At 69.5% G+C, this 20,142-nt stretch carries 24 protein-coding genes; 15 read left to right on the top strand and 9 right to left on the bottom strand.

Annotated elements, in window-relative coordinates; all coding sequences use genetic code 11:
- Window positions 1-6: 6 nt before the first annotated feature.
- The 3 genes from EIZ45_RS06640 (at window position 7) to EIZ45_RS06630 (ending at window position 2,778) form a co-directional block, all read left to right on the top strand.
- Window positions 7-516: a hypothetical protein gene (locus EIZ45_RS06640; protein ID WP_134664523.1), complete on the top strand. Its 510-nt coding sequence runs from the start codon at window positions 7-9 to the stop codon at window positions 514-516.
- Window positions 517-586: 70 nt separating this feature from the next.
- Window positions 587-2,377: a cation acetate symporter gene (locus EIZ45_RS06635; protein WP_037806961.1), complete on the top strand. Its 1,791-nt coding sequence runs from the start codon at window positions 587-589 to the stop codon at window positions 2,375-2,377.
- A 44-nt stretch (window positions 2,378-2,421) separates the two neighbouring features.
- Complete coding sequence (locus EIZ45_RS06630; protein WP_134664521.1) at window positions 2,422-2,778, top strand: rhodanese-like domain-containing protein; 357 nt, start codon at window positions 2,422-2,424, stop codon at window positions 2,776-2,778.
- A 441-nt stretch (window positions 2,779-3,219) separates the two neighbouring features.
- Here the strand turns inward: EIZ45_RS06630 and EIZ45_RS06625 are convergent, their stop codons facing one another.
- Window positions 3,220-3,609 carry a hypothetical protein gene (locus EIZ45_RS06625; RefSeq protein WP_167756357.1) on the bottom strand — a complete coding sequence of 130 codons (390 nt, stop codon included), beginning with the start codon at window positions 3,607-3,609 and terminating at the stop codon, window positions 3,220-3,222.
- Between the two features lie 6 nt (window positions 3,610-3,615).
- On the opposite strand from EIZ45_RS06625, the gene EIZ45_RS06620 reads away from it, so the two are divergent.
- Window positions 3,616-4,554 (top strand): DUF4328 domain-containing protein, encoded by a 939-nt coding sequence (locus EIZ45_RS06620; protein WP_167756376.1) that lies wholly within the window; start codon window positions 3,616-3,618, stop codon window positions 4,552-4,554.
- Here EIZ45_RS06620 and EIZ45_RS06615 read toward each other — a convergent pair.
- Window positions 4,551-5,153, bottom strand: coding sequence for a TetR/AcrR family transcriptional regulator (locus EIZ45_RS06615; protein WP_134664517.1), 603 nt, complete (start codon window positions 5,151-5,153; stop codon window positions 4,551-4,553). The genes EIZ45_RS06620 and EIZ45_RS06615 overlap by 4 nt on opposite strands.
- 96 nt (window positions 5,154-5,249) lie before the next feature.
- Between EIZ45_RS06615 and EIZ45_RS06610 the strand changes: the two genes are divergently transcribed.
- Both EIZ45_RS06610 and mca read left to right on the top strand, forming a co-directional pair.
- On the top strand, window positions 5,250-6,599 hold the full coding sequence (locus tag EIZ45_RS06610) for a DHA2 family efflux MFS transporter permease subunit (protein WP_134664515.1): 1,350 nt from the start codon (window positions 5,250-5,252) through the stop codon (window positions 6,597-6,599).
- The gene (gene mca / locus EIZ45_RS06605; RefSeq protein ID WP_134664513.1) at window positions 6,596-7,411 is read left to right on the top strand and encodes a mycothiol conjugate amidase Mca; all 816 of its coding nucleotides are present in this window, start codon (window positions 6,596-6,598) and stop codon (window positions 7,409-7,411) included. The genes EIZ45_RS06610 and mca overlap by 4 nt, the downstream gene beginning before the upstream one ends.
- Window positions 7,412-7,462: 51 nt before the next feature.
- Here the strand turns inward: mca and EIZ45_RS06600 are convergent, their stop codons facing one another.
- A complete protein-coding gene (locus EIZ45_RS06600) occupies window positions 7,463-8,617 on the bottom strand; it encodes a cytochrome P450 (RefSeq protein ID WP_134664511.1) in 1,155 nt (384 codons plus the stop codon).
- Window positions 8,618-8,693: 76 nt separating this feature from the next.
- Between EIZ45_RS06600 and EIZ45_RS06595 the strand changes: the two genes are divergently transcribed.
- The 5 genes from EIZ45_RS06595 to EIZ45_RS06575 all read left to right on the top strand — a co-directional run bounded on the left by EIZ45_RS06595 (window position 8,694) and on the right by EIZ45_RS06575 (window position 12,170).
- Complete coding sequence (locus EIZ45_RS06595; protein WP_134664509.1) at window positions 8,694-9,569, top strand: DUF5926 family protein; 876 nt, start codon at window positions 8,694-8,696, stop codon at window positions 9,567-9,569.
- 55 nt (window positions 9,570-9,624) lie between these two features.
- Entirely contained in the window at window positions 9,625-9,978 is a 354-nt protein-coding gene (locus tag EIZ45_RS06590) for a DUF952 domain-containing protein (RefSeq protein WP_037806979.1), read from the top strand.
- Between the two features lie 124 nt (window positions 9,979-10,102).
- A complete protein-coding gene (locus EIZ45_RS06585) occupies window positions 10,103-10,666 on the top strand; it encodes a SigE family RNA polymerase sigma factor (RefSeq protein WP_238603636.1) in 564 nt (187 codons plus the stop codon).
- Window positions 10,663-11,490, top strand: a complete 828-nt coding sequence (locus EIZ45_RS06580) for a hypothetical protein (protein ID WP_134664507.1) — start codon at window positions 10,663-10,665, stop codon at window positions 11,488-11,490. The genes EIZ45_RS06585 and EIZ45_RS06580 overlap by 4 nt, the downstream gene beginning before the upstream one ends.
- Window positions 11,491-11,585: 95 nt before the next feature.
- A complete protein-coding gene (locus tag EIZ45_RS06575) occupies window positions 11,586-12,170 on the top strand; it encodes a dihydrofolate reductase family protein (RefSeq protein WP_134664505.1) in 585 nt (194 codons plus the stop codon).
- A 69-nt stretch (window positions 12,171-12,239) separates the two neighbouring features.
- Here EIZ45_RS06575 and EIZ45_RS06570 read toward each other — a convergent pair whose 3' ends face one another.
- The 3 genes from EIZ45_RS06570 to EIZ45_RS06560 all read right to left on the bottom strand — a co-directional run bounded on the left by EIZ45_RS06570 (window position 12,240) and on the right by EIZ45_RS06560 (window position 15,203).
- On the bottom strand, window positions 12,240-12,791 hold the full coding sequence (locus tag EIZ45_RS06570; RefSeq protein ID WP_043837874.1) for a ferritin: 552 nt from the start codon (window positions 12,789-12,791) through the stop codon (window positions 12,240-12,242).
- A 320-nt stretch (window positions 12,792-13,111) separates the two neighbouring features.
- Window positions 13,112-14,308 (bottom strand): arginine deiminase, encoded by a 1,197-nt coding sequence (locus tag EIZ45_RS06565; protein WP_134664693.1) that lies wholly within the window; start codon window positions 14,306-14,308, stop codon window positions 13,112-13,114.
- Window positions 14,309-14,369: 61 nt separating this feature from the next.
- Window positions 14,370-15,203 carry a CPBP family intramembrane glutamic endopeptidase gene (locus EIZ45_RS06560; RefSeq protein ID WP_051728584.1) on the bottom strand — a complete coding sequence of 278 codons (834 nt, stop codon included), beginning with the start codon at window positions 15,201-15,203 and terminating at the stop codon, window positions 14,370-14,372.
- A 22-nt stretch (window positions 15,204-15,225) separates the two neighbouring features.
- Here EIZ45_RS06560 and EIZ45_RS06555 point away from each other — a divergent pair, with 22 nt between their 5' ends.
- A complete protein-coding gene (locus tag EIZ45_RS06555) occupies window positions 15,226-15,693 on the top strand; it encodes a PPOX class F420-dependent oxidoreductase (RefSeq protein WP_037806990.1) in 468 nt (155 codons plus the stop codon).
- A 3-nt stretch (window positions 15,694-15,696) separates the two neighbouring features.
- On the opposite strand, the gene EIZ45_RS06550 is transcribed toward EIZ45_RS06555, so the two are convergent.
- Window positions 15,697-16,497 carry a DUF2470 domain-containing protein gene (locus EIZ45_RS06550; RefSeq protein WP_134664502.1) on the bottom strand — a complete coding sequence of 267 codons (801 nt, stop codon included), beginning with the start codon at window positions 16,495-16,497 and terminating at the stop codon, window positions 15,697-15,699.
- A 241-nt stretch (window positions 16,498-16,738) separates the two neighbouring features.
- On the opposite strand from EIZ45_RS06550, the gene EIZ45_RS06545 reads away from it, so the two are divergent.
- Window positions 16,739-17,593 (top strand): hypothetical protein, encoded by an 855-nt coding sequence (locus EIZ45_RS06545; protein ID WP_268744717.1) that lies wholly within the window; start codon window positions 16,739-16,741, stop codon window positions 17,591-17,593.
- The gene (locus EIZ45_RS06540; protein WP_043837868.1) at window positions 17,590-18,225 is read left to right on the top strand and encodes an IclR family transcriptional regulator; all 636 of its coding nucleotides are present in this window, start codon (window positions 17,590-17,592) and stop codon (window positions 18,223-18,225) included. The genes EIZ45_RS06545 and EIZ45_RS06540 overlap by 4 nt, the downstream gene beginning before the upstream one ends.
- On the opposite strand, the gene EIZ45_RS06535 is transcribed toward EIZ45_RS06540, so the two are convergent.
- Window positions 18,222-18,890 carry a DUF998 domain-containing protein gene (locus EIZ45_RS06535; RefSeq protein ID WP_043837866.1) on the bottom strand — a complete coding sequence of 223 codons (669 nt, stop codon included), beginning with the start codon at window positions 18,888-18,890 and terminating at the stop codon, window positions 18,222-18,224. The genes EIZ45_RS06540 and EIZ45_RS06535 overlap by 4 nt on opposite strands.
- Before the next feature lie 107 nt (window positions 18,891-18,997).
- Window positions 18,998-19,597 carry a TMEM165/GDT1 family protein gene (locus EIZ45_RS06530; RefSeq protein WP_037807003.1) on the bottom strand — a complete coding sequence of 200 codons (600 nt, stop codon included), beginning with the start codon at window positions 19,595-19,597 and terminating at the stop codon, window positions 18,998-19,000.
- Between the two features lie 173 nt (window positions 19,598-19,770).
- Between EIZ45_RS06530 and cutA the strand changes: the two genes are divergently transcribed.
- On the top strand, window positions 19,771-20,091 hold the full coding sequence (gene cutA, locus EIZ45_RS06525) for a divalent-cation tolerance protein CutA (protein WP_037718964.1): 321 nt from the start codon (window positions 19,771-19,773) through the stop codon (window positions 20,089-20,091).
- Window positions 20,092-20,142 lie beyond the last annotated feature (51 nt).

Genomic DNA, 20,142 nt, shown 5'->3' with positions numbered 1-20,142 from the left:
CCGTCGATGTCCTCGCCCGAAGACCCCTACCACCGGCTCGAGAACGGAGTCCGCAAACCGGACCCGACGCTGGGCGTGCGGCCGGAGGACCGCGCGGTGGTCGAACCGGTGCCGCCCGCTCCCGAACCGGTCCCGCGCTCCAGCGAACCCGCGCACGTGCGGCCGAAACGGGAACGCGTGGTGCTCGCCGATTCGCGGCAGTCGTCGGCGCGGATGCGCGGGCGGATCGAGCTGGAGGAACAGACCAGCTGGGGAAAACTGCTGGTCCGCGACCTGGTGAAGGTCCAGTTGCGCACGTCGGTGTGGCTGGCGGTGCTGGTGCTGGTCGTGCTCGGGATGCTGCCCGCGCTGTTCTATTTCCTCCCCGCGGTCGCGCGGTTCACCGTGATCGGCATCCCGATCCCGTGGCTCGTGCTCGGCCTGCTTCCGTTCCCGTTCCTTTTCGCCGTCGGCCTCTGGTACAACCGGCTCGCCGAGCGGCACGAACGCGACTTCGTCGACATGATCGAGAACTGACCCGCGCGGGGGATGCGTTCGCTGGTGGCGGCGCGTCCCGGAAGCGTGTGGTCGTGCGAGGATTCACGCCGTGCAGCTGACCCCGTGGACGTTGACCGGCCTCGCGCTGGTCGCCTTCGCGACTTACTACCTTGGCTTCCGTTCGTCGCGCGGGGCCACCAGCACGCACGACTTCCTCGTCGCCCGCCGAACCGTGCGCTCCAGCCGCAACGCGGCGGCGATCTCCGGCGAATACCTGTCCGCGGCGTCGTTCCTCGGTGTCGCGGGCATGGTGCTCAAACAGGGCGCCGACGCGACCTGGTACCCGATCGGCTTCACCGCCGGGTACCTCGCGCTGATGCTGTTCGTAGCCGCGCCGCTGCGCCGATCCGGTGCGTACACGCTGCCGGACTTCGTGGAGGCCCGGCTCGGTTCGCGGGGCCTGCGCCGCTTCGCGACCGCGGGCGCGGTGTTCATCGGGATTCTGTACATGGTCCCGCAGCTGCAGGCCGCCGGTTTGACGCTCGCGCAGATCGTTCCGGTGCCGGCGTGGGCGGGTGCGCTGCTCGTCATCGTCCTGGTCGCGGTCAACGTGATCTCCGGCGGGATGCGCGCGATCACCGTGGTCCAGGCGTTCCAGTACTGGCTGAAGCTGTTCGCGATCGCCGTGCCGACTTTCGTGCTGTGCATGGTTTTCTTCGCCGGTGGCGGCCCGGGCGGCGTGCGTGCGCTCGGTGCGCCCGCGCCGCCGGTGTTCCCGTCGGACACCAAGGTGACGGTGCAGACCGACGTGACCGTGAAGGTCACCACCGAGACGTTCTTCTACGCACACGGCCACATCGACGACGGTCCCGCGGGCGGCATGGCGCGCTGGTCGCCGCTCGTGCCGCACAAGGTGTCCGCGGGGACGACGCTGGAATTCGCCGCGGGCACGCCGGTGCCGGTCGTGAGCGACGCGCCCACGTCGAACGACGCGTGGCTGCATCCGGCGTCGAACGGCATCACCGACCTGCTGCAGACGTACTCGCTGATCTTCGCGCTGTTCCTCGGCACCATGGGCCTGCCGCACGTGCTGGTCCGCTTCTACACCAACCCCGACGGCAAGGCCGCGCGTCGCACCACCGTGCACGTCCTCCTGCTGCTCGGGCTGTTCTACCTGTTCCCGACGATGCTGGGCGCGCTCTCCCGGATGTATGTGCCGCAACTGCTGCTCACCGGCAACACCGACGCGGCCGTACTGTTGCTGCCGACCGCGGTGCTGCCGGGCTGGCCAGGGCAGATCCTCGCCGCGGTGACGGCCGCGGGCGCGTTCGCGGCGTTCCTCTCGAGCTGCTCGGGCCTGCTGGTGAGCGTCGCCGGGGTGGTGTCGACGGACCTGCTGCCGGGACGGGTCAAGGACTTCCGGGTCGCGGCGTTGCTGGTCGCGATCTGCCCGATGGCGCTCACGCTGATCTTCCGCACCGAGGACATCTCGCTCTCGATCGGAATGACGTTCGCGCTCGCCGCGTCCACGTTCAGCCCGCTGCTGCTGCTCGGCATCTGGTGGCGCAAGCTCAGCTGGCCGGGCGCGCTGGCTGGAATGGTCGTCGGCGGCGGGATGGTGCTCGGCGCGCTGGCGTACAACATCGTGTGCGAGTACACCGGGGACAAGATGCCGTGGTTCACCATTCAGCCCGCGCTGATCTCGGTGCCCTCGGCGTTCCTGGCGACCTACGTGGTGAGCAGGCTGACCAGGTCCGGCCGCCCGGAACTGGTGAACGACATCATGCTGCGCCTGCACGCCCCCGACCCGCTCGGCCTGATGCGCGACCGCGCGGTCGCCCGGTTCGGCCAGGCCGACGAGAAACTGCGGGCCGGCCGGGGACGCCACCGCAAGGCTTAGCGGTTAGCGTTCCTCACACGCGTACAACGTCCTGACATGGGAGCATGGAACCTGTGGTGAGCCCTGCTGAAATTCCGACCGCTGAAGTCCGCGACCTTCCCGCGGACGTCGCACTGCTCGACGTCCGCGAGGACGACGAGTGGGCCGCCGGGCACGCCCCCGCCGCGGTGCACATCCCGCTCGGCGAACTGCCCGCACGGGTCGGCGAACTCGCCGAATTCCCCGAGGACAACCCGGTCTACGTCATCTGCCGCTCCGGCGGCCGCTCGGCACGCGCCACGGCGTGGCTGAACGCGAGCGGCTGGGACGCGGTCAACGTCGCGGGCGGAATGGGAGCCTGGGCGCGCGAAGGCCGCCGCATGGTGAGCGAAAACCCCGACGCTGAACCCGAGGTTCTCTGACGGATGCCTGCCCAGTCTGTTCCCGAGCCGCCGGAATCCTCGGATCCGGCGTCGTTCGTGCCTGGCTTCGGCCGGGACGAGGGGGACGGTGCCCCGCCGGGTGATGCAGGTCACGGCGGGGTTGGGCACGGTTCTCCTGGCACTGGCACTGGCACTGGCACTGGCACTGGCACTGGCACCGGGGCTGGGGTTGGGGTTGGGGTTGGGCACGTCGGGCCGGGCGCTCCGGCTGGCGGACCTGTCCCCGGTTGGGCTGGCTCGTCGCCGCAGTTTGGCGCGCCATCGCATGCTGGCCAGCCGAATGGCGGGCAACAGGGGGCGCAGTCGTATCCCGGCGAGCAGGGCGGTGCCGTACCGCCTGGGGGGCAGCCGGGCATGGTGCCGCAGCCCGGTGCCGCGCAGCCTGGAGAGCCGGGTCTGGCACCGCAGCCTGGTGCCGCATCACATGGGCAACCGGGCCTGGCACCGCAGCCCGGTGCCGCGCAGCCTGGGCAGCTGGGCGTGGCGCCGCAGCCAGGCCAGCCATCGCAGCTCGGCGAGCAGGGTGGTGTCGCGCAGCTTGGGCAGCCCGGTCCAGCGCCGCAGCCCGGCCATCAGAGCGGTGCCGCACAGCCCGGGCAGCCAGGCCAGGCACCGCAATCCGGCCAGCAGGGCGTTCCCGCGCCGCATGGGCAGTCGGGCCCGCCACCGCAACCCGGCCATTGGGCACCGCAGCAAGCCGGGGCGGTGCATCCTGGCCAGCAGTTCGCCCAGCCGTACCAGCAGCAGTACCCGGCGCAGGTCTACCCGCCGCACCCCGCGTTCGCGCGCCCGTTCACCGCTGCTCCGCAAGGTCCGATCCACCGGCCCGCGCCGCAGCAACCGCAGGCGAGTCCGCCGAAGCGGGCGGCCAAGTTGCGTTGGGTCGCGTCCCCGCCGCCGAGTGTCGTTCGGCGTCGGCGTGCCGTGCCCGCGACGCCCTACTCCGGTCCGCCGTCCTATCCGGTGCCGCCGCGCTGGGGCTTCCCGAACCTGACCTGGCGCCGGCCGACGAACGTGCCCGGCACCGCGTCCGGCGAAATCCGGCCGATCGACCGGATCCCGGTGCTCGCGCGGAGCCTCACCACGATCCTCTGGACGTTCGCCGTTCTCGCCGTGATCGCGGCGGGGGCGGAGATCTGGCGGTACGCGCTCCTCGTGGAGAGCCGCGATTCCGCGCTGAACAGCAGCGTCGTCGGGTTCTCCGACGCGTTCGTCATGCTCGCCGGCCTGCTCACCACGATCTTTTCGCTGCTCCCCGCCGGACTCTCGGTCTGGTGGCTGCTAGTCGCCCGGCAGGCGGCCGCCGACGAGGCCGATGAAGCGCCGCCGCGGCCGGTCTGGCAGGTGCTCGTGGGCGTGCTGGTGCCGATCGCGAACCTGCCGCTCGCGTTGTCCGTGGTCAGCGAGCTGGAACACGCCGTGCTCCGCCGGTCCCGCGACAAGCGGCCGAAGCCGTCGCGGCTCGTGCTCGGCTGGTGGGGTGCGTGGGTGGCGAACTGGGTCCTGCTGATCATCACGATCATCTGGCGGATCCGGCCGGGCGTGCAGGCGATGGCGGACAGCGTCCTGCTGGTCGCGTTCACCGACCTCGCCGCGGCCGTGCTCGCGATCGGCACCGCGCTGGTGATCCGGCGGTTCTCGGATCTGCTGATGCCGATCGCCCCGGAACGTCTGCGCGACTTCCGCGTGCTCAAGATCGAGGGCGCGCCGGAGCCCGAGCTGCGGACCGCGCGTCCGGTCGGGGCCGCGCGTTAAAGGTCGCCGAGCGCCGGTTCCAGCTGGCCGAACGCGACCGCCGCGGAATCCCGGATCTGCTCCACCAGATCGTCCGGCTTGACGTCCTGCCAGGTCAGCCGCCAGACGTCGTCGAGAAGAAGCCGCAGCACCGACGTGAGGTGCGCCCCGGCAGTCCGCGACAGCATCTCCCGGTCCGGATGCCGGTCGAGCAGCGCGGCGGAGAGCTCGAATTCCCGGTCGACGTGCATGTCCCGGAGCGCGGACGTGAGGCGTTCGCTTTGCCGCACCATCCGCACGAAGGACACGTCCGCGAACCCGAGCAACGCGCTCGCCTGGTCCAGCTCCGCGAAGCACCCGTCCCGTACGGCGATCAGCGCCGGCGTCTCCGGGGCGGCCCGGACCAGGTTCGCCGGCCAGTCAACGAAATCGTTCCGGATGTCGAAGACCAGGTCTTCCTTCCGGCTGAAGTGATTCGTGACGGTCATCTTGGCGACCCGCGCCGCCTCCGCGACCTCGGCGATCGTCACCTGGTCGAACCCGCGCTGGATGAACAGCCGCGTCGCCACCGCCGAGATCGTCTGCCGCGTCTCCAGCTTCTTCTGCTCCCTGAGGCTCACCCCGCCCAGTGTACTAGGTCCGACCTAAAATTGTGCTTGACCCATTAACTAGGTTCGACCTAATCTCAGGTCCGGCCTAATGAAGGGGGTGAGGCAATGACCACGCAGCTTCCGGCGGCTCCGGTCTCCGATGCCGGGCTTCGCCGGCTCGGCGGGGTGCTGATCCTGGGCGCGGTGCTGTCGATCCTCGACGCGACGATCGTGTCGGTCGGGATCGGCGTGATGGCGCGTGACCTGGACAGTTCGCTGCCGACCGTGCAGTGGGTGGCCAGCGCGTACCTGCTGGCCGCCTCGCTGACCATTCCGCTGTCCGGCTGGCTTTCCGACCGGTTCGGCGGCCGTCAGGTGTGGATCGCGGCCGTCGCGCTGTTCACACTGGGGACGGTGCTCTGCGGGTTCGCCTGGTCGGCTCCGGCGCTGATCGCGTTCCGCGTGCTGCACGGTCTCGGCGGCGGTCTCATGCAACCGGTCGGCCAGGCGATTTTCGCGCAGGCGGCCGGTCCGCGGCTAGGCCGGATGATCGGCGTCGTCACGCTGCCCGCGACCGTCGCGCCGGTGCTCGGCCCGATGCTCGGCGGTGCGCTCGTCCAGGACCTCGGCTGGCGCTGGCTGTTCTTCGGGCTCGTGCCGTTCGGCGTCGCCACCTTGCTGCTCGCCGTCCGGGTGCTGCCGCGCGAGGAACCCGCTGGCACGCGCGATCCACTCGACGTCCGCGGTCTCCTGCTGCTCCCGCCGGGACTCGGTGCGCTCGGCTACGGCCTAGGCGAAGGTTCCAACACGTTCGCCATCGCCGGTGCCGTGCTGCTGATCGCGTACGCCTGGCACGCTCGGCGCACGCAATCGCCGCTGCTTGACCTGAAGTTGTTCGCGCACAAGGCTTTCACTGTCGCGAGCGCGAGCACCTTCTTGCTGGGTGCGTCGCTCTACAGCTCGATGTTGCTGCTTCCGCTTTACTACCAGCAAATCCAGCACACGTCCGCTCTCGCCGCTGGACTCCTGCTCGCGCCACAGGCATTGGGATCAGCCGTCGTCCTCATTGCGGGCGGAAAGTTGTTGGACCGCTTTGGCTCGCGAACCGTCATGCTCACCGGCATCGCGTTGTCGCTCGTGGGTACCATCGCCTTCACTCAGCTCGGCGATTCCCCCAGCCCGACCCTGTTGACAATTTCGCTGCTGATCCGTGGGTTCGGTCTAGGCGCGACCACCACGCCCGGGATGACGATGCTCTACACCTCGTTGGAGCGCAGCCAAATTCCGCGTGCGGCGAGCGCGATCAACGTCGTCAACCGCATCGGCGGCTCGCTCGGCACAGCGCTTCTGGTGGCGGTTCTGCATGCGCAACCACCCGGTGCCGCCGCGTTCGGCACCACGTTCACCTGGGCACTTGGCCTTTCCCTGCTGAGCTTTGTCCCCGCTCTCTTCTTCCCGAAAGGAACCCGCGCATGACGCTCCGCCTCTTGGCCGTGCACGCCCATCCTGACGACGAATCAAGCAAAGGCGCCGCGACCCTGGCCCGCTACGCAGCCGAGGGCGTCGACGTCCTGGTAGCCACCTGCACCGGCGGCGAACGCGGGGATGTGCTCAACCCAACTTTGGACCGAGAGGACGTCCGGGGGGATCTGCCTGCCATCCGTCGCCGGGAAATGGCTGACGCGGCAAGGATTCTCGGCATCCGCCAGACGTTCCTCGGACATGTCGACTCGGGGTTGGCCACGCCTTCCCCGGCTGGCAGCTTCGCGGAGATTCCCTTGGCTGAAGCGACAAAACCGTTGTTGGAGCTGATGCGGGAATTCCGTCCACAGGTGGTGGTCACCTATGACGAGACTGGCGGTTATCCACACCCCGACCACATCCGCACGCATGAGGTCACCACCGCGGCGTTCGCCGAATCCGACGACGGCAGTCCGCGCAAGCTCTACTACCTCGCCACCCTCAGCCGATCCTGGTTCGCAGCCATGCACGAGGCGACGATCGCGGCTGGTGAGGAGTCGTTGATGGGCCCGGTTCTGGACGAACTGCCGCCGACCGACGTGCTCACCGTGACCGCCCGCGTCCGCTGCGAAGAACACTTCGCGACCCGGGATGCGGCGTTGCGCGCGCACGCCACGCAGATGGATCCGGGGCATCCGTTTTTCGCCCACTCGCGCGAGATCGAGCGAAAGACTTGGCCCTGGGAGGATTACCACCTTGCCCGCACGAACGGTTCCGTCGCGCCAGCCGCCGGGTTGGAGGACGACTTGTTCGCGGGCTTGCGCTGAGGTGTTGTCGTGAGCGACGTTGCCGGTTAGATGCCGCTCACGAGCCCTGCCTCAGGCGGTCACCGGCAAAGTCCGCAATCCGCGGATCACGAACTCCGGCCTCCGCTCCGGCTCCGCGGCCAGCCGCAACTCCGGTAGCCGCTTCGTCAACGCCGTCAACGCGGCCGCGATCTCCACCCGGGCCAGCGGTGCCCCGACGCAGTAATGGATCCCCATCCCGAAACCGAGGTGCGCGTTCGGCGACCGGCCCACATCGAGGGTGTCCGGGGCGTCGAACACCTTCGGATCGCGTGCTGCGGCACCCAGCAGCGCGCCGATCTTCGAACCCTTCGCGACCCGGTGACCAGCGATTTCCACATCCTCGGTCGCCGTGCGCTCGAACAACTGCAACGGAGAGTCGAAGCGGATCAGTTCTTCCACAGCTGAGTCCAGCAACGTTGGGTCGGACCTAAGCCGCTCCCATTCCAGGTAATGGGTGAGCAACGCGGTCACCCCGTTGCCGATCACGTTCACCGTCGCCTCGTGGCCCGCCATCAACAACAACACCGCGGTGGCGACGACCTCGTCGGGGGTCAGTTCGCTCGCGGTCAGGTCCCGGACGATGCCGCGAGGGGAGCCAGCGACGACCTCGCGCAGGTATGCGACGAAATCGGCCGCGGCCTGTTCGGCGGCGTCGCGGCCGTCCTCGGAGAGGCCGTACTCGTACATCTTCACGATGGCGTTGCTCCACGTCACCAGCTGCGCGCCGTCCGACGTCGGGACGCCGAGCAGTTCGGCGATGACCGCGACCGGCAGTGGTTGCGCGAGGTGTTCGAGCAGGTCCGCGCTGCCGTCGGCGGCGATTTTCGCGGCCAGGGTGTCCACCATGGACTCCGCGAGTTCCGCGACCATCGGACGCAGCCGCTGCACGTGGCCCCGGCCGAATTCGCCCGCGATGACGCGGCGCAGGCGGGTGTGCGCCGGCGGTTCGTTCTCCAGCAACGAGTTGCGGTGCAGCAGGTTGAACGACGCGAACCGTTCGAGCGGCTGCGCGTCGGTCCAGATGCGGCCGAGCCCGCGGTGCCGGAGCACGGCGGCGGACGCGGCGTGCGAAACGGTGATCGCGATGCCGAGGCCGTCGTGCTGGTGCACCTCGCCTTCGGCGCGCAGCGCGGCGAACGCGGGGTACGGGTCGGCGAGGAAGGCGGGATCGCGAGGGTCGAACACGAGCTGACTCTAACCCGCGAGCCTGGACGGCCGGTCCCTTCGATAGCGTCTGACATCGAGTTCCGAGGAGGCTGAAATGGGTAAGGGCGCGCGTAAGAAGGGTCCCAAGCCGGACCGCAAGCCGAAGGTGCGCGACGTCTTCGTCGGGCAGCCGTTCGAGGGTCTGGCCGCGGAGCCGGAGCTGATCGCGTTGCGCGAGTTCGTCCCGTCGGCCACGGCGAAGCTGACGCTCGCCGACGGCGGCGACGTCACGCTCGGCACGGTGCTGCCCATGGCCGCCGCGGCGTTCGTCCGCTCGGACGGCGAGCGGTTCCTCGGTCTTCAGGTGCAGACCCGGTCCTCCGACATCAGCCGCGACCTCGGCCGCGCGCTGCGCTGGCTGCTCGACGCCGAACCGGGCGACGTGCTGTCGGTGCCGGACACGACGTCGCCCACCGACCCGGACGAGCACAACCGGCTCCAGGACCTGCTCGTGCCGAGCGCGGAGCTGGAGGTCGCCCTCCACACCGACTTCGCGTGGTGGCTGCCCGAGGACGCGGACGCGACCGGCGACGTCGCGGTCTCCCTCGAGCGCGCGAACGCCGCGATCATGCCCACCGACCGGCTCGGCTCCGGCGCGTACTGGGTGCTCGCCGGCGAGAAGGCGCACCTGCGCTGGGTCCGCCCGGAACCGGAGAACCTGCTGCTGCAAGCGCTTGCGCGGCTGTCCGCGGCCGGCACGCTCGGGCTCGGCGAGGGCACCCGGTACGCCGGGTCGTTCCGTGCGCACGGCCTGCTCGTCCCGGTGTGGGACCTCGACCCCGAGGCGCACGCCCGGGAGTGGGCCGAGCCCAAGGACCAGCTCGGCGCCCGGCTGGACGAGGCGCTCAAGTCGCTCGACGCCGAGCCGCTCAACGCCGCCGAGCGGCGTGCCCGAGACGGGCTGATCGGACGCCAGCTCACCATTCGCTGAGTTGTCCACCTGTGGACAACTCGACCTGAGTTGTCCACAGGTGGATGATCGCCGCGTGATCCTCCACATCTGCACCCGCGCCGAGTGGGCCGCGGTGCCCGCCGACGGCGAATACCGCGCGTCCTCGCTCGACGACGCCGGATTCATCCACTGCTCGGACCCGGGCACCGTCGCCCTTCCCGCCAACGCCGTCTTCCGCGGCCAATCCGGCCTGGTCCTGCTGGAAATCGATCCCAAGCTGGTCGACGCGCCCGTCCGCTGGGAGGACGGCGACCCGCCGGACCCGCGCGGAATCCAGTTCCCGCACATTTACGGGCCGATCCCGCGAAACGCTGTGGTCGCGGTACACGATTTCCCCACTGACGCGGACGGCGCCTTGAAGCTGCCCGAGTCGCTTTCCGTGCGCTGACCTCAGTTGTCCACAGCTACGGAAAGTAGCGACGGAGACGGGACAACCCTCGGGGGCGCTCATGCGTGGTGGGGATGACGAGGAACCGTCGCTCGACGCGGTCATCCGGGGAGGGGGCGATACGGTGACGGCAGCCGCATTGCCTCTGACCAGCGGGGATCCGCCCTGGGCCGGTCAGCAGGCGGAGACGGTCAACGCCATCACGGATTTCGGCGACTTCGTGCGCGAAGCCCTGCCCGGGCTGCTCCGCTACGGCCACGTCCTCACCGGGAACCCGCACGACGCCGCGGACCTCGTGCAGACCGTGCTCGAAAAGATCGGCGCACGCTGGTCGTACGTGCAGCAGAAGACCGGCGACCCGCTCGCGTACGTGCGGCGTTCGATGGCGAACGCGCACGTCAGCCGCTGGCGCCGGACGCGGCGGGAGAACCTCGTCGCGGATCTGCCGGACACCAGCCCGTGCGCGCCGAAGGACCCGTTCGAGCACGAGCCGCTGTGGCAGGCGCTGCGCGACCTCCCGCCGCGGCAGCGCACGGTGATGGTGCTGCGGTACTACGAAGGACTGTCCGAAGCGGAGATCGCCAAGGCGCTGGACATCAGCCAGGGGACGGTGAAAAGCCAAGCGAGCAAGGCGATCGCGTCCCTGCGGGCGAAAATGAGGAACCAGGAAGGAGGCGACGCCGGGTGAGTCAGCCCGACGATTTGGAACAGCGGCTCCGCGCCCTCCTCGCCGACGACCGGCTAGCCGTCGAACCAGCCGAGGACGCCGCGTCGGCCATCGTGGCCGGCGCGCGCAGGCGGCGGCGCAGGCAGCGGGTCCTGACATCCGCGGCCGGGGCGGTGTGCGTTCTCGCGGTGGGGTCGGCCGGGCTGGTGGCGATTCAGTTGCGCACCCAGCCCGCCGCGACCGGCGTCGCCGCCCAGCAGGTCGCTTCGGCGCAGCCCACGCTGCCTTCTTCGGTGCCCGAGCCCCCGTCGAGCGCCGAATCGACGCAGGTGCAAGCGCCGCCAGTGCCGATGGAGCCCACCGTGGCGGACCCGCCGGTGCCGCCCGCGCGTCCGCATCACACGAAGCCGGCACCGCCGAAGACGACGCCGCCGAAAGCCGTGTCCGGAGCGCTGGTGACCGCGGACGGCCTCGGCGCGGTGAAGCTCGGCATGACCGAGCAGCAGCTCACCGACCAGGGCATGAAGCTCACGACGGTGAAAGAGTCGGCCGGCTGCACTTACTACGACGTCAGCGGTGCCGGGGTGCCTGCCTCGACGGCCGTCGTGTCGGCGGAGAACGGCGTGGTCGCGGTGAAGCCCGACGGTGCCGCGCACACCCCGGAAGGCGTGGGCGAAGGGTCGCCGAAGGACCAGGTCACCGCGACCTATCCGGGCACGTCGGAGTCGGGGAGCGCGCTCGTGTCGCCGACCGGTGACCAGGGTGCGTACCACTTCACGCTGGATTCGGACGGGGCGGTCCAGGCCATCGAGGTCCGGGCGAAGACGCAGGACTGCGCCAGCTGAAAAATTCCGCGAGCCGATGTCGATCTGGCTCCACGCCGCTCGTGTAGCGGGTGACGGGCCGATTGGCGGCCCGCGGAAGCGGAAGGACATCCCCGATGCGCTCGATCAACGTCACCCTGAGCGTCACCCTCGACGGCGTCGTCCAAGGCCTCGGCCGCAGCGACGAGGACACGCGCGGTGGGTTCGACCTAGGCGGCTGGGGCAATGGCTACAGCGACGACGTCATGGCCCGCGAGATGGGCAAGGGCATGAGCCGACCTGGGGACATGCTGTTCGGCAGGCGCACCTGGGAGGACTTCGCCACGGCCTGGGGGCCGCGGACGGACGGGAATCCGTTCACCGCGCACATGAACGCCGCGACTAAGTACGTCGTCTCCACCACCCTCGACAACGCGGAGGCCTGGCAGAATTCGGTGCTGCTGCGCGGCTCCGCGGTGGAAACCGTGGCGGAGCTGAAAGCCTTGCCGGGCAAGGATCTTTCGATCATCGGCAGCGTTTCGCTCGTGCACGCGCTGCACGCCGCCGGGCTGGTCGACCGCTACACCTTGCTGATCCATCCGCTGACCCTCGGCCGCGGCGCGCGGCTGTTCGAAGGACCGGCTCCGCTGACCGAGTTTTCGCTCGCCGGCAGCGTCGCGACCACCACCGGCGTGCTCATCGCGCACTACGAGCGGCGCTGAAGTTATCCACATGGGGAAGCCCGGTTGTCCACACTGGGGACAACCGGGCTTCCGGCAAGCATCGAGCGCTTACAGCGCGCCACCCGCGACCGGGGGCATCCCGGCGTCCGCGCCGGCGTCGCCGACGGCCTCGCGGTGCAGGAACTTCTCGATCTCGTAGACGTTGTCACCCGCGCGGCGCGCGACCGTGACGAGCGTCGACATCTGGGAGATCTCTTCGACCTGCTCCTTGAGGAACCACTGGGTGAACTGCTCGCTGATGTAGTCCTCCTCGGCTCGCGCGGCCTTCGCGAGCGCGGAGATGTCGGCAGCGACCTCCTTCTCCTGCTCCAGCGCGAGCTCGAGCAGCTCGAGCGGAGCGGAGAATTCGTTGCGCACCTCGCCGGTGCCGGGGACTTCGACGTGGTGGTCGCGGTCGAGCATGTACTGGACGAGCGCCATCGCGTGATTGCGCTCCTCGACGGACTGCTTGTAGAAGTGCTTCGCGAGCTGCGGCAGGTCCTCGTTGTCGAACCAGACCGCGAGCGCGATGTACTGCTGGGAGGCATTGAACTCGTTGTGAATCTGCGCCTGCAGCAGTTCGTAGAACTTGGAGCGCGGTTCTTTCTTCGTGAGGGCCATGTCCGTCACAGTACGTCAATACCCGATTGTTTTCCACTTTTGGCTGGTGATCTCCACCCTATTAGGGTTACCATTCCTCAAGAAGGAAACACTTATTTTGGTTAGCCTTCCCTTAATATGTGCGCCCTTATTAAGGAGAGGCTAACTTTCTTCACCGGGCTTTCTCTGTAGCACGGTGCGCGGCGGGGGCCGCGTGGGTCCTGCGGAAGTCCGTGAGGGGAACCCTGAGGGAATCAGATTCCCTGAGGGTTCCCCTCACGACTGCAGCATCGCGCGGCGAAGGGGAGAACCCCTGTGCGCTACTGGGAAACCTCCGCAGGTCAGCGCCGCCTCGCCGGAGGGTCGCGGCGCACCGGGCACGACATGCAGCGCGGGCCGCCGCGGCCGGACCCCAGTTCGGACCCGGTGATCGGCAGCACCTCGATGCCCGCCGCGGTGAGCCGCTCGTTGGTCTTCGCGTTGCGTTCGTATCCCACGACCACGCCCGGGGCCAGTGCCAGCGTGTTGTTGCCGTCGTCCCACTGTTCGCGCTCCGCGGTGACTGGGTCGAGGCCGGTGTCGATCACCCGCAGCCGGTCGATCTCCATCGCTTCCGCGGCGGCTTCGAGAAACGGCGTCGGGCCGGCCACTTTTACGCCGCCGTCGCCAGTCGGCTTGATGGTGAACGCGGTCAGGGAATCGCGTGCGAGCGGATACATTACGACGGCATCGACATCGACCATCGTGCATACAGTGTCGAGATGCATTGTCGCGCGCGATTGTTCGATCGGCACCGCGAGGACGGTATGCGCGAGTCCGTCGGCGAATACGGAACGGGCGAGCGATTCGGCGCCGGCCGGAGTCGTCCGTTCTCCGACGCCGATCGCGACGACGCCGGGGGCCAGCAGCATCACGTCGCCGCCTTCGATCGGCGCGGAATGCGCGCCGTAAGCGCGGGCGGCGTGGCGGAATCGCGGATGGTAGGCGTAAATGAGGTCGAGCAGCGCCGTTTCCCGCCGCCGCGCGGGCATGGTCAGCGACGAGATCGCGACGCGGTCGCCGATCCACGCGGACGAATCCCGGGTGAACAGCAGATTGGGCAGCGGATCGACGGCGAAGTCGCGCGGATGGTGCATCATCCGCACCAGGGACGCGCCCTCGGCGGACGGCAGCTCCTCGAACGTCATACCCGCCATCAGGACCTCGGCGAGGGTGGGCGCGTCGACACTCGTGAGATGCGACCTCAGCGAGTCCGCGAGGTCGCTGCCGAGCCGCCGGTCGTCCACCGCCGCGTGGACCCCGGCGGCGTGCGCGCGCGGATCTTCCAGCGCGGTGCGGAGAACGTCGGCCAGCAGGAGCACTTCGACGCCGCGTCCGCGCAGGACGTCGGCGAACGCGTCGTGCTCCTGCTGGGCCCGGCTCACCCACGGGATGGAGTCGAAAAGCAGCTTGTCGTTGTTGCGGGGCGTGAGCCGTTTCAGCTCGTTTCCCGGCCGGTGCAGCAGTACTGCCCGAAGCGGCCCGACTTCGCTGTCCACCCTGGGAGGTGCGGTGCTTTCGCTCGTCTCGCTCACGAAGTGCGAGCCTAATGAGCGGGCATCACGGGAGCCAGGAAAGACGGCCTTTCAGCAACGAATAGCCGACGAAGGACACCACATCGAACAAAGTATGCGCGGCGATGAGCGGCCACAGCCGGTTGGTCCGCTGCCACACGCGGCCGAACACCAGTCCCATCACGAGGTTGCCGACGAACCCGCCGAACCCTTGGTACAGGTGGTAGGAACCGCGCAGCACCGCGGCGCCGAACAGCGACGCGTTCTCGCGCACGCCGAGCTGCCGCAGCCGCGTGAGCAGATAGCCGATCACGAGCACTTCCTCGGCGAAAGCGTTGCCGAACGCGGAAAGCGTCAGCGCGATCGGCCGCCACCAGGTATCGCCCAAAGTGGACGGTTGCACCGCGAGGCTGAACCCGAGGTGATAGGAGACGAAGTACAGCGCGAGCCCGGGAATGCCGATCAGCGCGGCGATCCCGACGGTGATGAGCGCGTCGGAACGGATGCGCCTGCTCAGCCCGATTTCGCGCAGTTTCATCCCGGCCCGCCACAGCAGGTACAGCCCGAGCCCGCCCCAGCCGATCAGCTGCGCGGCGCTCAGCAGCTGCTGGAGCAGGTCCAGCAGGCTCGCCGCCGCGCGTGGGACGTTGAGCTGCACTTGCTGCTGTGCCAACGGGGTCGGCCGCAACAGTGAGTCCACAAGGGACAGCAGGCTGCGCGCGCCGGACAGCCCGAGGGTGATGCCGAAGACGAGGACCAGCTCGATCTTGACCGCCCGCCGCTCGCGCGGATCGGTGAGCTGAGCCGGGAACGCCGGAAGTGCCGGGTTGAGCCAGGATCGCAGGCCCGACGGCCGTCCGGAACGCTCTGTGGTGCGCATGAACGCACGCTACCGTCGGGGTATGCCGAGGACTATCGCCACCAACACGAAGGTCGAGCGCGCCGAACTGGTCGCGTTCCTGAAGCCGCGTCACCGCGCGATCCTGGTGACCACCCGCGCCGACGGGCGGCCCCAGCTGTCCCCGAACACCTGCGGCGTCGACGACGAGGGCCGCATCGTCATCTCGACCTACCCGAAGCGCGCGAAGGCGGTCAACCTGCGGCGCGAGCCGAAGGTGTCGGTGTGCGTGCTGTCGGACGAGTGGAACGGCCCGTGGGTGCAGGTCGACGGGACCGCGGAGGTGCTCGACCTGCCGGATTCGGTCGAGCCGCTGGTCGACTACTTCCGCAGCATCTCCGGCGAGCACCCGGACTGGGACGAGTACCGCGAGGCGATGCGCAAACAGGGCAAGAGCCTGATCCGGATCACGATCGACCGGTGGGGGCCGATCGCGACCGGCGGCTTTCCCCCGGAGCTGGCCGAGGACTGACGGTCAGTCCTCGCCGTGCTGGTGGCGCAGGAACGGGCAGCCGAGCAGCCGGCGCAGTTCCGCGGCCAGCTGCGGCGGGCTGTCGACGGTGCGGGAGAACGCCAGCCGGACGTCGTGGTCGCCCGCCGGTGATTCGACGCGCAGGCGCAGGCCGTACCGGTCGAGGCCGAGCGGGCGGATCCGGCCGCCGCGCAGGTCCGCGGGCAGGTGCCGGCCCAGCTGTTCCACCACGTCCGGATGGTCGCTTTCCAGGTGCCGCAGCCATTCGGCCTCGTAATCGTGGAACGGGTCCGGCGGGGCCGCGCTGAACATGTGCGGCCGGAGCGAATGCGTGCCCTCCGCGTCGGCGAGGACCAGCGACGCCGGGGTCAGCCGGAGCAGCGTGAGGCCGTGGCCGACGTCGAGGAGCCGGTGGTCCGGCCGCTGCTGCGCGATCGACACCGCGCGGGCGCGGGCCGACACCTCCGTCAGCGGCCGGAGCCATCCGGTGATCCACAGCAGGCCGCGGACCGGTTCCCGCAGCGCCACTGGGGCGTGGTCGGCGAGCTCGACCATGACGGCGAGCTCGCCGCGCTGAGCCTGCCGGGACGCGCGCACCATCGGGTGCTCGTCCGGCAGAAGAATGCTGACGCTTCCGCTGTGGTGCACGTGATGCAGGACGGGCTCGACGCGTTCGGCTTCGCAGCCTGCGCTCTCGACGGTCGGCATGATCGTCGCCGGGCCGCCGCGGGTCGCGATCGTCTTGGCGCGTTCGGCGGGATTCGGCGCGGGCGGGCGGCGCACGGATACGGGTGCCTCGGTCACGGCTCACCTCCTACTTAGGTGAGCCTAACCTGAATTGCCGCGCGAAGGGAAGAGCGCGCGCGAAGATCACCCACGGGGCGGGAAAATGCTGGTCAGCGGATCGGCTTAAAGGTGGGACCGCGTGGAATCGGCTCATTCGGCCGGTTGGTCCCGTGTCAGGAAGGCCGTGAAATGCGTCCGCAGAGCGAACGATTTTGTCCCCATGCCGTACGCTACTAGCGTGTCAGTCGTGTCAAGCGCTGTGGAACTCACGCCCCCCGGCCCCCGTGGAATTCCTCCCCTGTTCGCGCGGCTCGTCGACGACTCGGCGCTCTTCCCGCCCGCGGACGTCGCGATGCCGGAGGCGCTGCGTGCGCACTTCGAATCGCGCGGCGGGGAACACGCCGGGGTGCTCGGGGTTTTCCTGTGCCAGGCCTCGCGGCTGCCGGAGCTGATCACCGAGCTGATCAAGATCAAGCCCAAGGAGCCGCTGCCGCTGTCGCTGATCATCGACACCGGGCTTGGCGGCGTTCCGAAGGCGATCTCGATCGTCGAATCGCGCAGCGAGCTGCTGTCGCTGCGGATGGTGGAGATGCCCGCCCCGTCCGACGTCGACGAGGTGTGGCTCGAACGCGTCTCGGAGTTCGTCCCCGAGGACGTCATCCGGGTGGTCGAACCGCGCCGCGGCGTCGGCTGGCTGGACGGCGTCCGCAACGTGATCGAGCACGGCAGCTGGCCGAAGATCCGCTGCGGCGGCAAGGCGGGGGAGAACTTCCCCAGCGTGGACGAGGTCGCCGACTTCCTGTCCGTGGTCAGCGGCTCGCCGGGAGCGTCGTTCAAGGCGACGAACAGCCTGCACCGCGCGGTCCGGCACGTCGACCCGGAAACCGGCTTCACGCATCACGGCTTCCTGAACCTGCTCGTCGCGTCGGCGCGCTGCCTCTCCGGCGGCGACGTCCGCGCGGCGCTGGAGTCGACCGACGGCAAGGCGCTCGCGGACGAGGCGCGCGCGCTGCCGGAGCCGGCCGCGAAGGCGGTACGGCAGCTGTTCGGGTCGTACGCGGCGGCGTCCTTCGCCGAGCCGGTGGCCGACCTGGGTGAACTCGAGCTGTTGTGAGCACGGAGGGGTCGCTGACCCTCGACCGCGGCCTGGCGCTGCTGCAGGCGGTGGCCGATTCGGGCGAGCAGGCGGCGACCATCTCCGAACTCGCGGTGACCATCGGCGCCAGCCGCGCGGCGGTGTACCGGCTGCTGGTGCCGTTGGCCGAACGCGGCCTGATCTGGCGGGACGGCACGAAGGTGCGGCTCGGCGTCGGAGTGCTGCGGCTGGCTGGTCAGGTGCTGCCACAGCTGCGCGAGGCCGCGCGGCCGGTGTTGCGCGAGCTGGCCGAGAAGGTCGGCGCTACCGCGCATCTGACGGTGGCGCAGGGCGATCACGCGCAGGCGGTCGCAGTGGTTGAGCCGTCGTGGACGAGCTACCACGTGGCGTACCGGGTCGGCAGCAGGCACGCGCTCGCCGCGGGTGCGGCGGGACGGGCGATGGCGTTGCGGCCCGGCGGCACTGACAAGTGGGCCGTTTCGACCGGCGAGATCGAGGCCGGTGCTTCTGGCGTCGCCGCGCCGGTGCGTGGGGTTCCGGGTCTGCGGGCGAGCGTCGGGGTGATCTCGTTGGAGCCGTTGGCTTCGGACGAAGTGGGGCCGTTGGCGGTGGAAGCGGCTCTGAAGCTTGCCGAGGTGCTGCGGACCTAGCGGCGGGACGCGGCGACCAGCGGGCGGACCATGGTCAGCAGCAGCGCCAGGTCGACCGTGAACAGCAGTCGTTCGAACAACCCGAGCGTCACTTCCTGCTGCGCGGGGCCGGTGAGCAGGGTGAACACGAAACCGCCCAGCACCACCGCCACGCTGGCGAAACTCGCGAGAGCCAGGCGGCGGATCGTCGTGCGGCGCGGCTCCCACGGGCACGATCGACCGCCGCGGCGGGTCAGCAGCCAGGCGGCCGCGGGGAGCGCGAGAAAAGCGGTGAGGGCGGCGGCGTTGTGCAGCTGGCCGTCGAAGGAACGGGCTTCGCCGTTGGGGTCGACGGGGACCGTCGCGCAGATCGTGAGGCCGGCGCACCACACGCCGAGCAGGATGACGACCGCGGGCGAGCGGCGGGCCTTGACGAGCCCGGCCAGCAACGCCAGCGAACCCAGCGCGAGCGCGAGGCACATGACGGCGAACAGCCGTGCGGCCGAGTGGTCGCCGAGCCTGCCGTAGACGTACTCCGACAGCGTCTGCCAGACCGGGCTGATTTGCGCGGAGAGCCGCAGGTGCAGGTCCGTCGCGATGACCACGGCCGCCCCGATGCCCGCCAGCGCGAGCCTGCCGTGCACCGGCGACACCGGCGACACGGCGGCGCGGGAGGTGGTCGGCACGGGCGCTCCTCGGCGGTCATGGCGGAGGCCATGGCGTCACCGGGGGTTCACCTGGTCCTCGTTCGGGGGTTCCGAAGAGGTTACCCGGCGTTCCTGTGAAACGGCCGTTACCAGAGCAGCTGGGCCAGCGCGAACGCGGCGAAACCGGCGAACACGAACCCGGCGACCCGCTGGATCAGCTTCGGCCGGATCCGGTCGCGGATCTTCGCGCCGATGAACACCGCCAGCCCGGCGACCGACACCAGCGCGACGAACGCGCCGACCCCGACCGCGAACGGGTTGCCGAGACGGGCGACGAGACCCGCGGTCGCCAGCTGCGAGGCGTCGCCCCACTCCGCGGCGAAGAGCACGCCGAAGGACGTCAGCGCGGAACGCAGGAACGACACCGGCCCGGGTCCGGACCGCGACGCGTCCTCGCCCGCTTCGCTGCCTTCGCTGAAGCCCTCGCGCAGGAGCAGGAACGCGCCGACGCCGAACATCGCGGCGACCAGCACCGAAACAAGAGTTTCCGGCAAGAGAGTGAGCAGGCTTCCGAAAGCGACCGCGATCACGCATTGCACGGCGAACGCCACGCACACTCCAGCGAATACCGGCCAGGCGCGGAAACGAGTGGTGAGCACGAGGGTCGCCACGAGCGTCTTGTCCGGCAGCTCGACGGCCAGTACCAGGCCGAACGCGCTGAACAGAGCGATCAATGCGGGAGACATGGGTTCGTGCTCACCCCTTTCACTGCAACGATAAAGGGGAGGTTCAGAAAACCGCAAGCTGATGGGTTTCGCGAATTGCCTGATAAGGTCGGCAGAATGCTCGCCGCTGGTGGGCCGGAATATTTTTTTCGGTGCGCCGAATTCTGTTTTCCGGCTGCGGTACGGTGCGGGTCATGTCTGCTGACCACGTCGTCGTCACCACCACCGTCGACTCCGAGGCCGCCGCGCGCACCATCGCCGCGAGCGCCATCGAGGCCCGGCTCGCCGCGTGCGCCCAGATCGTGGGGCCGATCACCAGCGTTTTCCGGTGGGAGGACGAGGTGCAGACGGCGGCCGAATGGCGGGTCGAGTGCAAGACGGCCGCGGACCGGTCCGGCGCGCTGGAGGAGTTCCTGAACGTGCGGCATCCGTACGACCTGCCCGAGGTCATCGTCACGCCGATCGTCGGCGGCAGCCCGCGGTACCTGTCGTGGCTCGTGGAGGAGACCCGCTGAGCACCACCTGATCGGGGGTAGCTCGGTCTGGGGCCGGACCCGGATTCCAGC

Origin of the sequence: Amycolatopsis sp. CFH S0740, assembly GCF_004522315.1 — a bacterium.
GTDB lineage: Bacteria > Actinomycetota > Actinomycetes > Mycobacteriales > Pseudonocardiaceae > Amycolatopsis > Amycolatopsis nivea.
Note: the sequence above shows the minus strand (reverse complement) of the source record. Positions and strands in the feature narration are given on the sequence as shown.

What these genes read in the sequence shown, in the direction of transcription:
- EIZ45_RS06640 (WP_134664523.1), top strand. Translation starts at nt 7, where the DNA reads ATGTCCTCGCCCGAAGACCCCTACCACCGGCTCGAGAACGGAGTCCGC.
- EIZ45_RS06630 (WP_134664521.1), top strand. Translation starts at nt 2,422, where the DNA reads ATGGAACCTGTGGTGAGCCCTGCTGAAATTCCGACCGCTGAAGTCCGC.
- EIZ45_RS06610 (WP_134664515.1), top strand. Translation starts at nt 5,250, where the DNA reads ATGACCACGCAGCTTCCGGCGGCTCCGGTCTCCGATGCCGGGCTTCGC.
- mca (WP_134664513.1), top strand. Translation starts at nt 6,596, where the DNA reads ATGACGCTCCGCCTCTTGGCCGTGCACGCCCATCCTGACGACGAATCA.
- EIZ45_RS06595 (WP_134664509.1), top strand. Translation starts at nt 8,694, where the DNA reads ATGGGTAAGGGCGCGCGTAAGAAGGGTCCCAAGCCGGACCGCAAGCCG.
- EIZ45_RS06575 (WP_134664505.1), top strand. Translation starts at nt 11,586, where the DNA reads ATGCGCTCGATCAACGTCACCCTGAGCGTCACCCTCGACGGCGTCGTC.
- EIZ45_RS06570 (WP_043837874.1), bottom strand. Translation starts at nt 12,791, where the DNA reads ATGGCCCTCACGAAGAAAGAACCGCGCTCCAAGTTCTACGAACTGCTG.
- EIZ45_RS06560 (WP_051728584.1), bottom strand. Translation starts at nt 15,203, where the DNA reads ATGCGCACCACAGAGCGTTCCGGACGGCCGTCGGGCCTGCGATCCTGG.
- EIZ45_RS06555 (WP_037806990.1), top strand. Translation starts at nt 15,226, where the DNA reads ATGCCGAGGACTATCGCCACCAACACGAAGGTCGAGCGCGCCGAACTG.
- EIZ45_RS06530 (WP_037807003.1), bottom strand. Translation starts at nt 19,597, where the DNA reads ATGTCTCCCGCATTGATCGCTCTGTTCAGCGCGTTCGGCCTGGTACTG.
- cutA (WP_037718964.1), top strand. Translation starts at nt 19,771, where the DNA reads ATGTCTGCTGACCACGTCGTCGTCACCACCACCGTCGACTCCGAGGCC.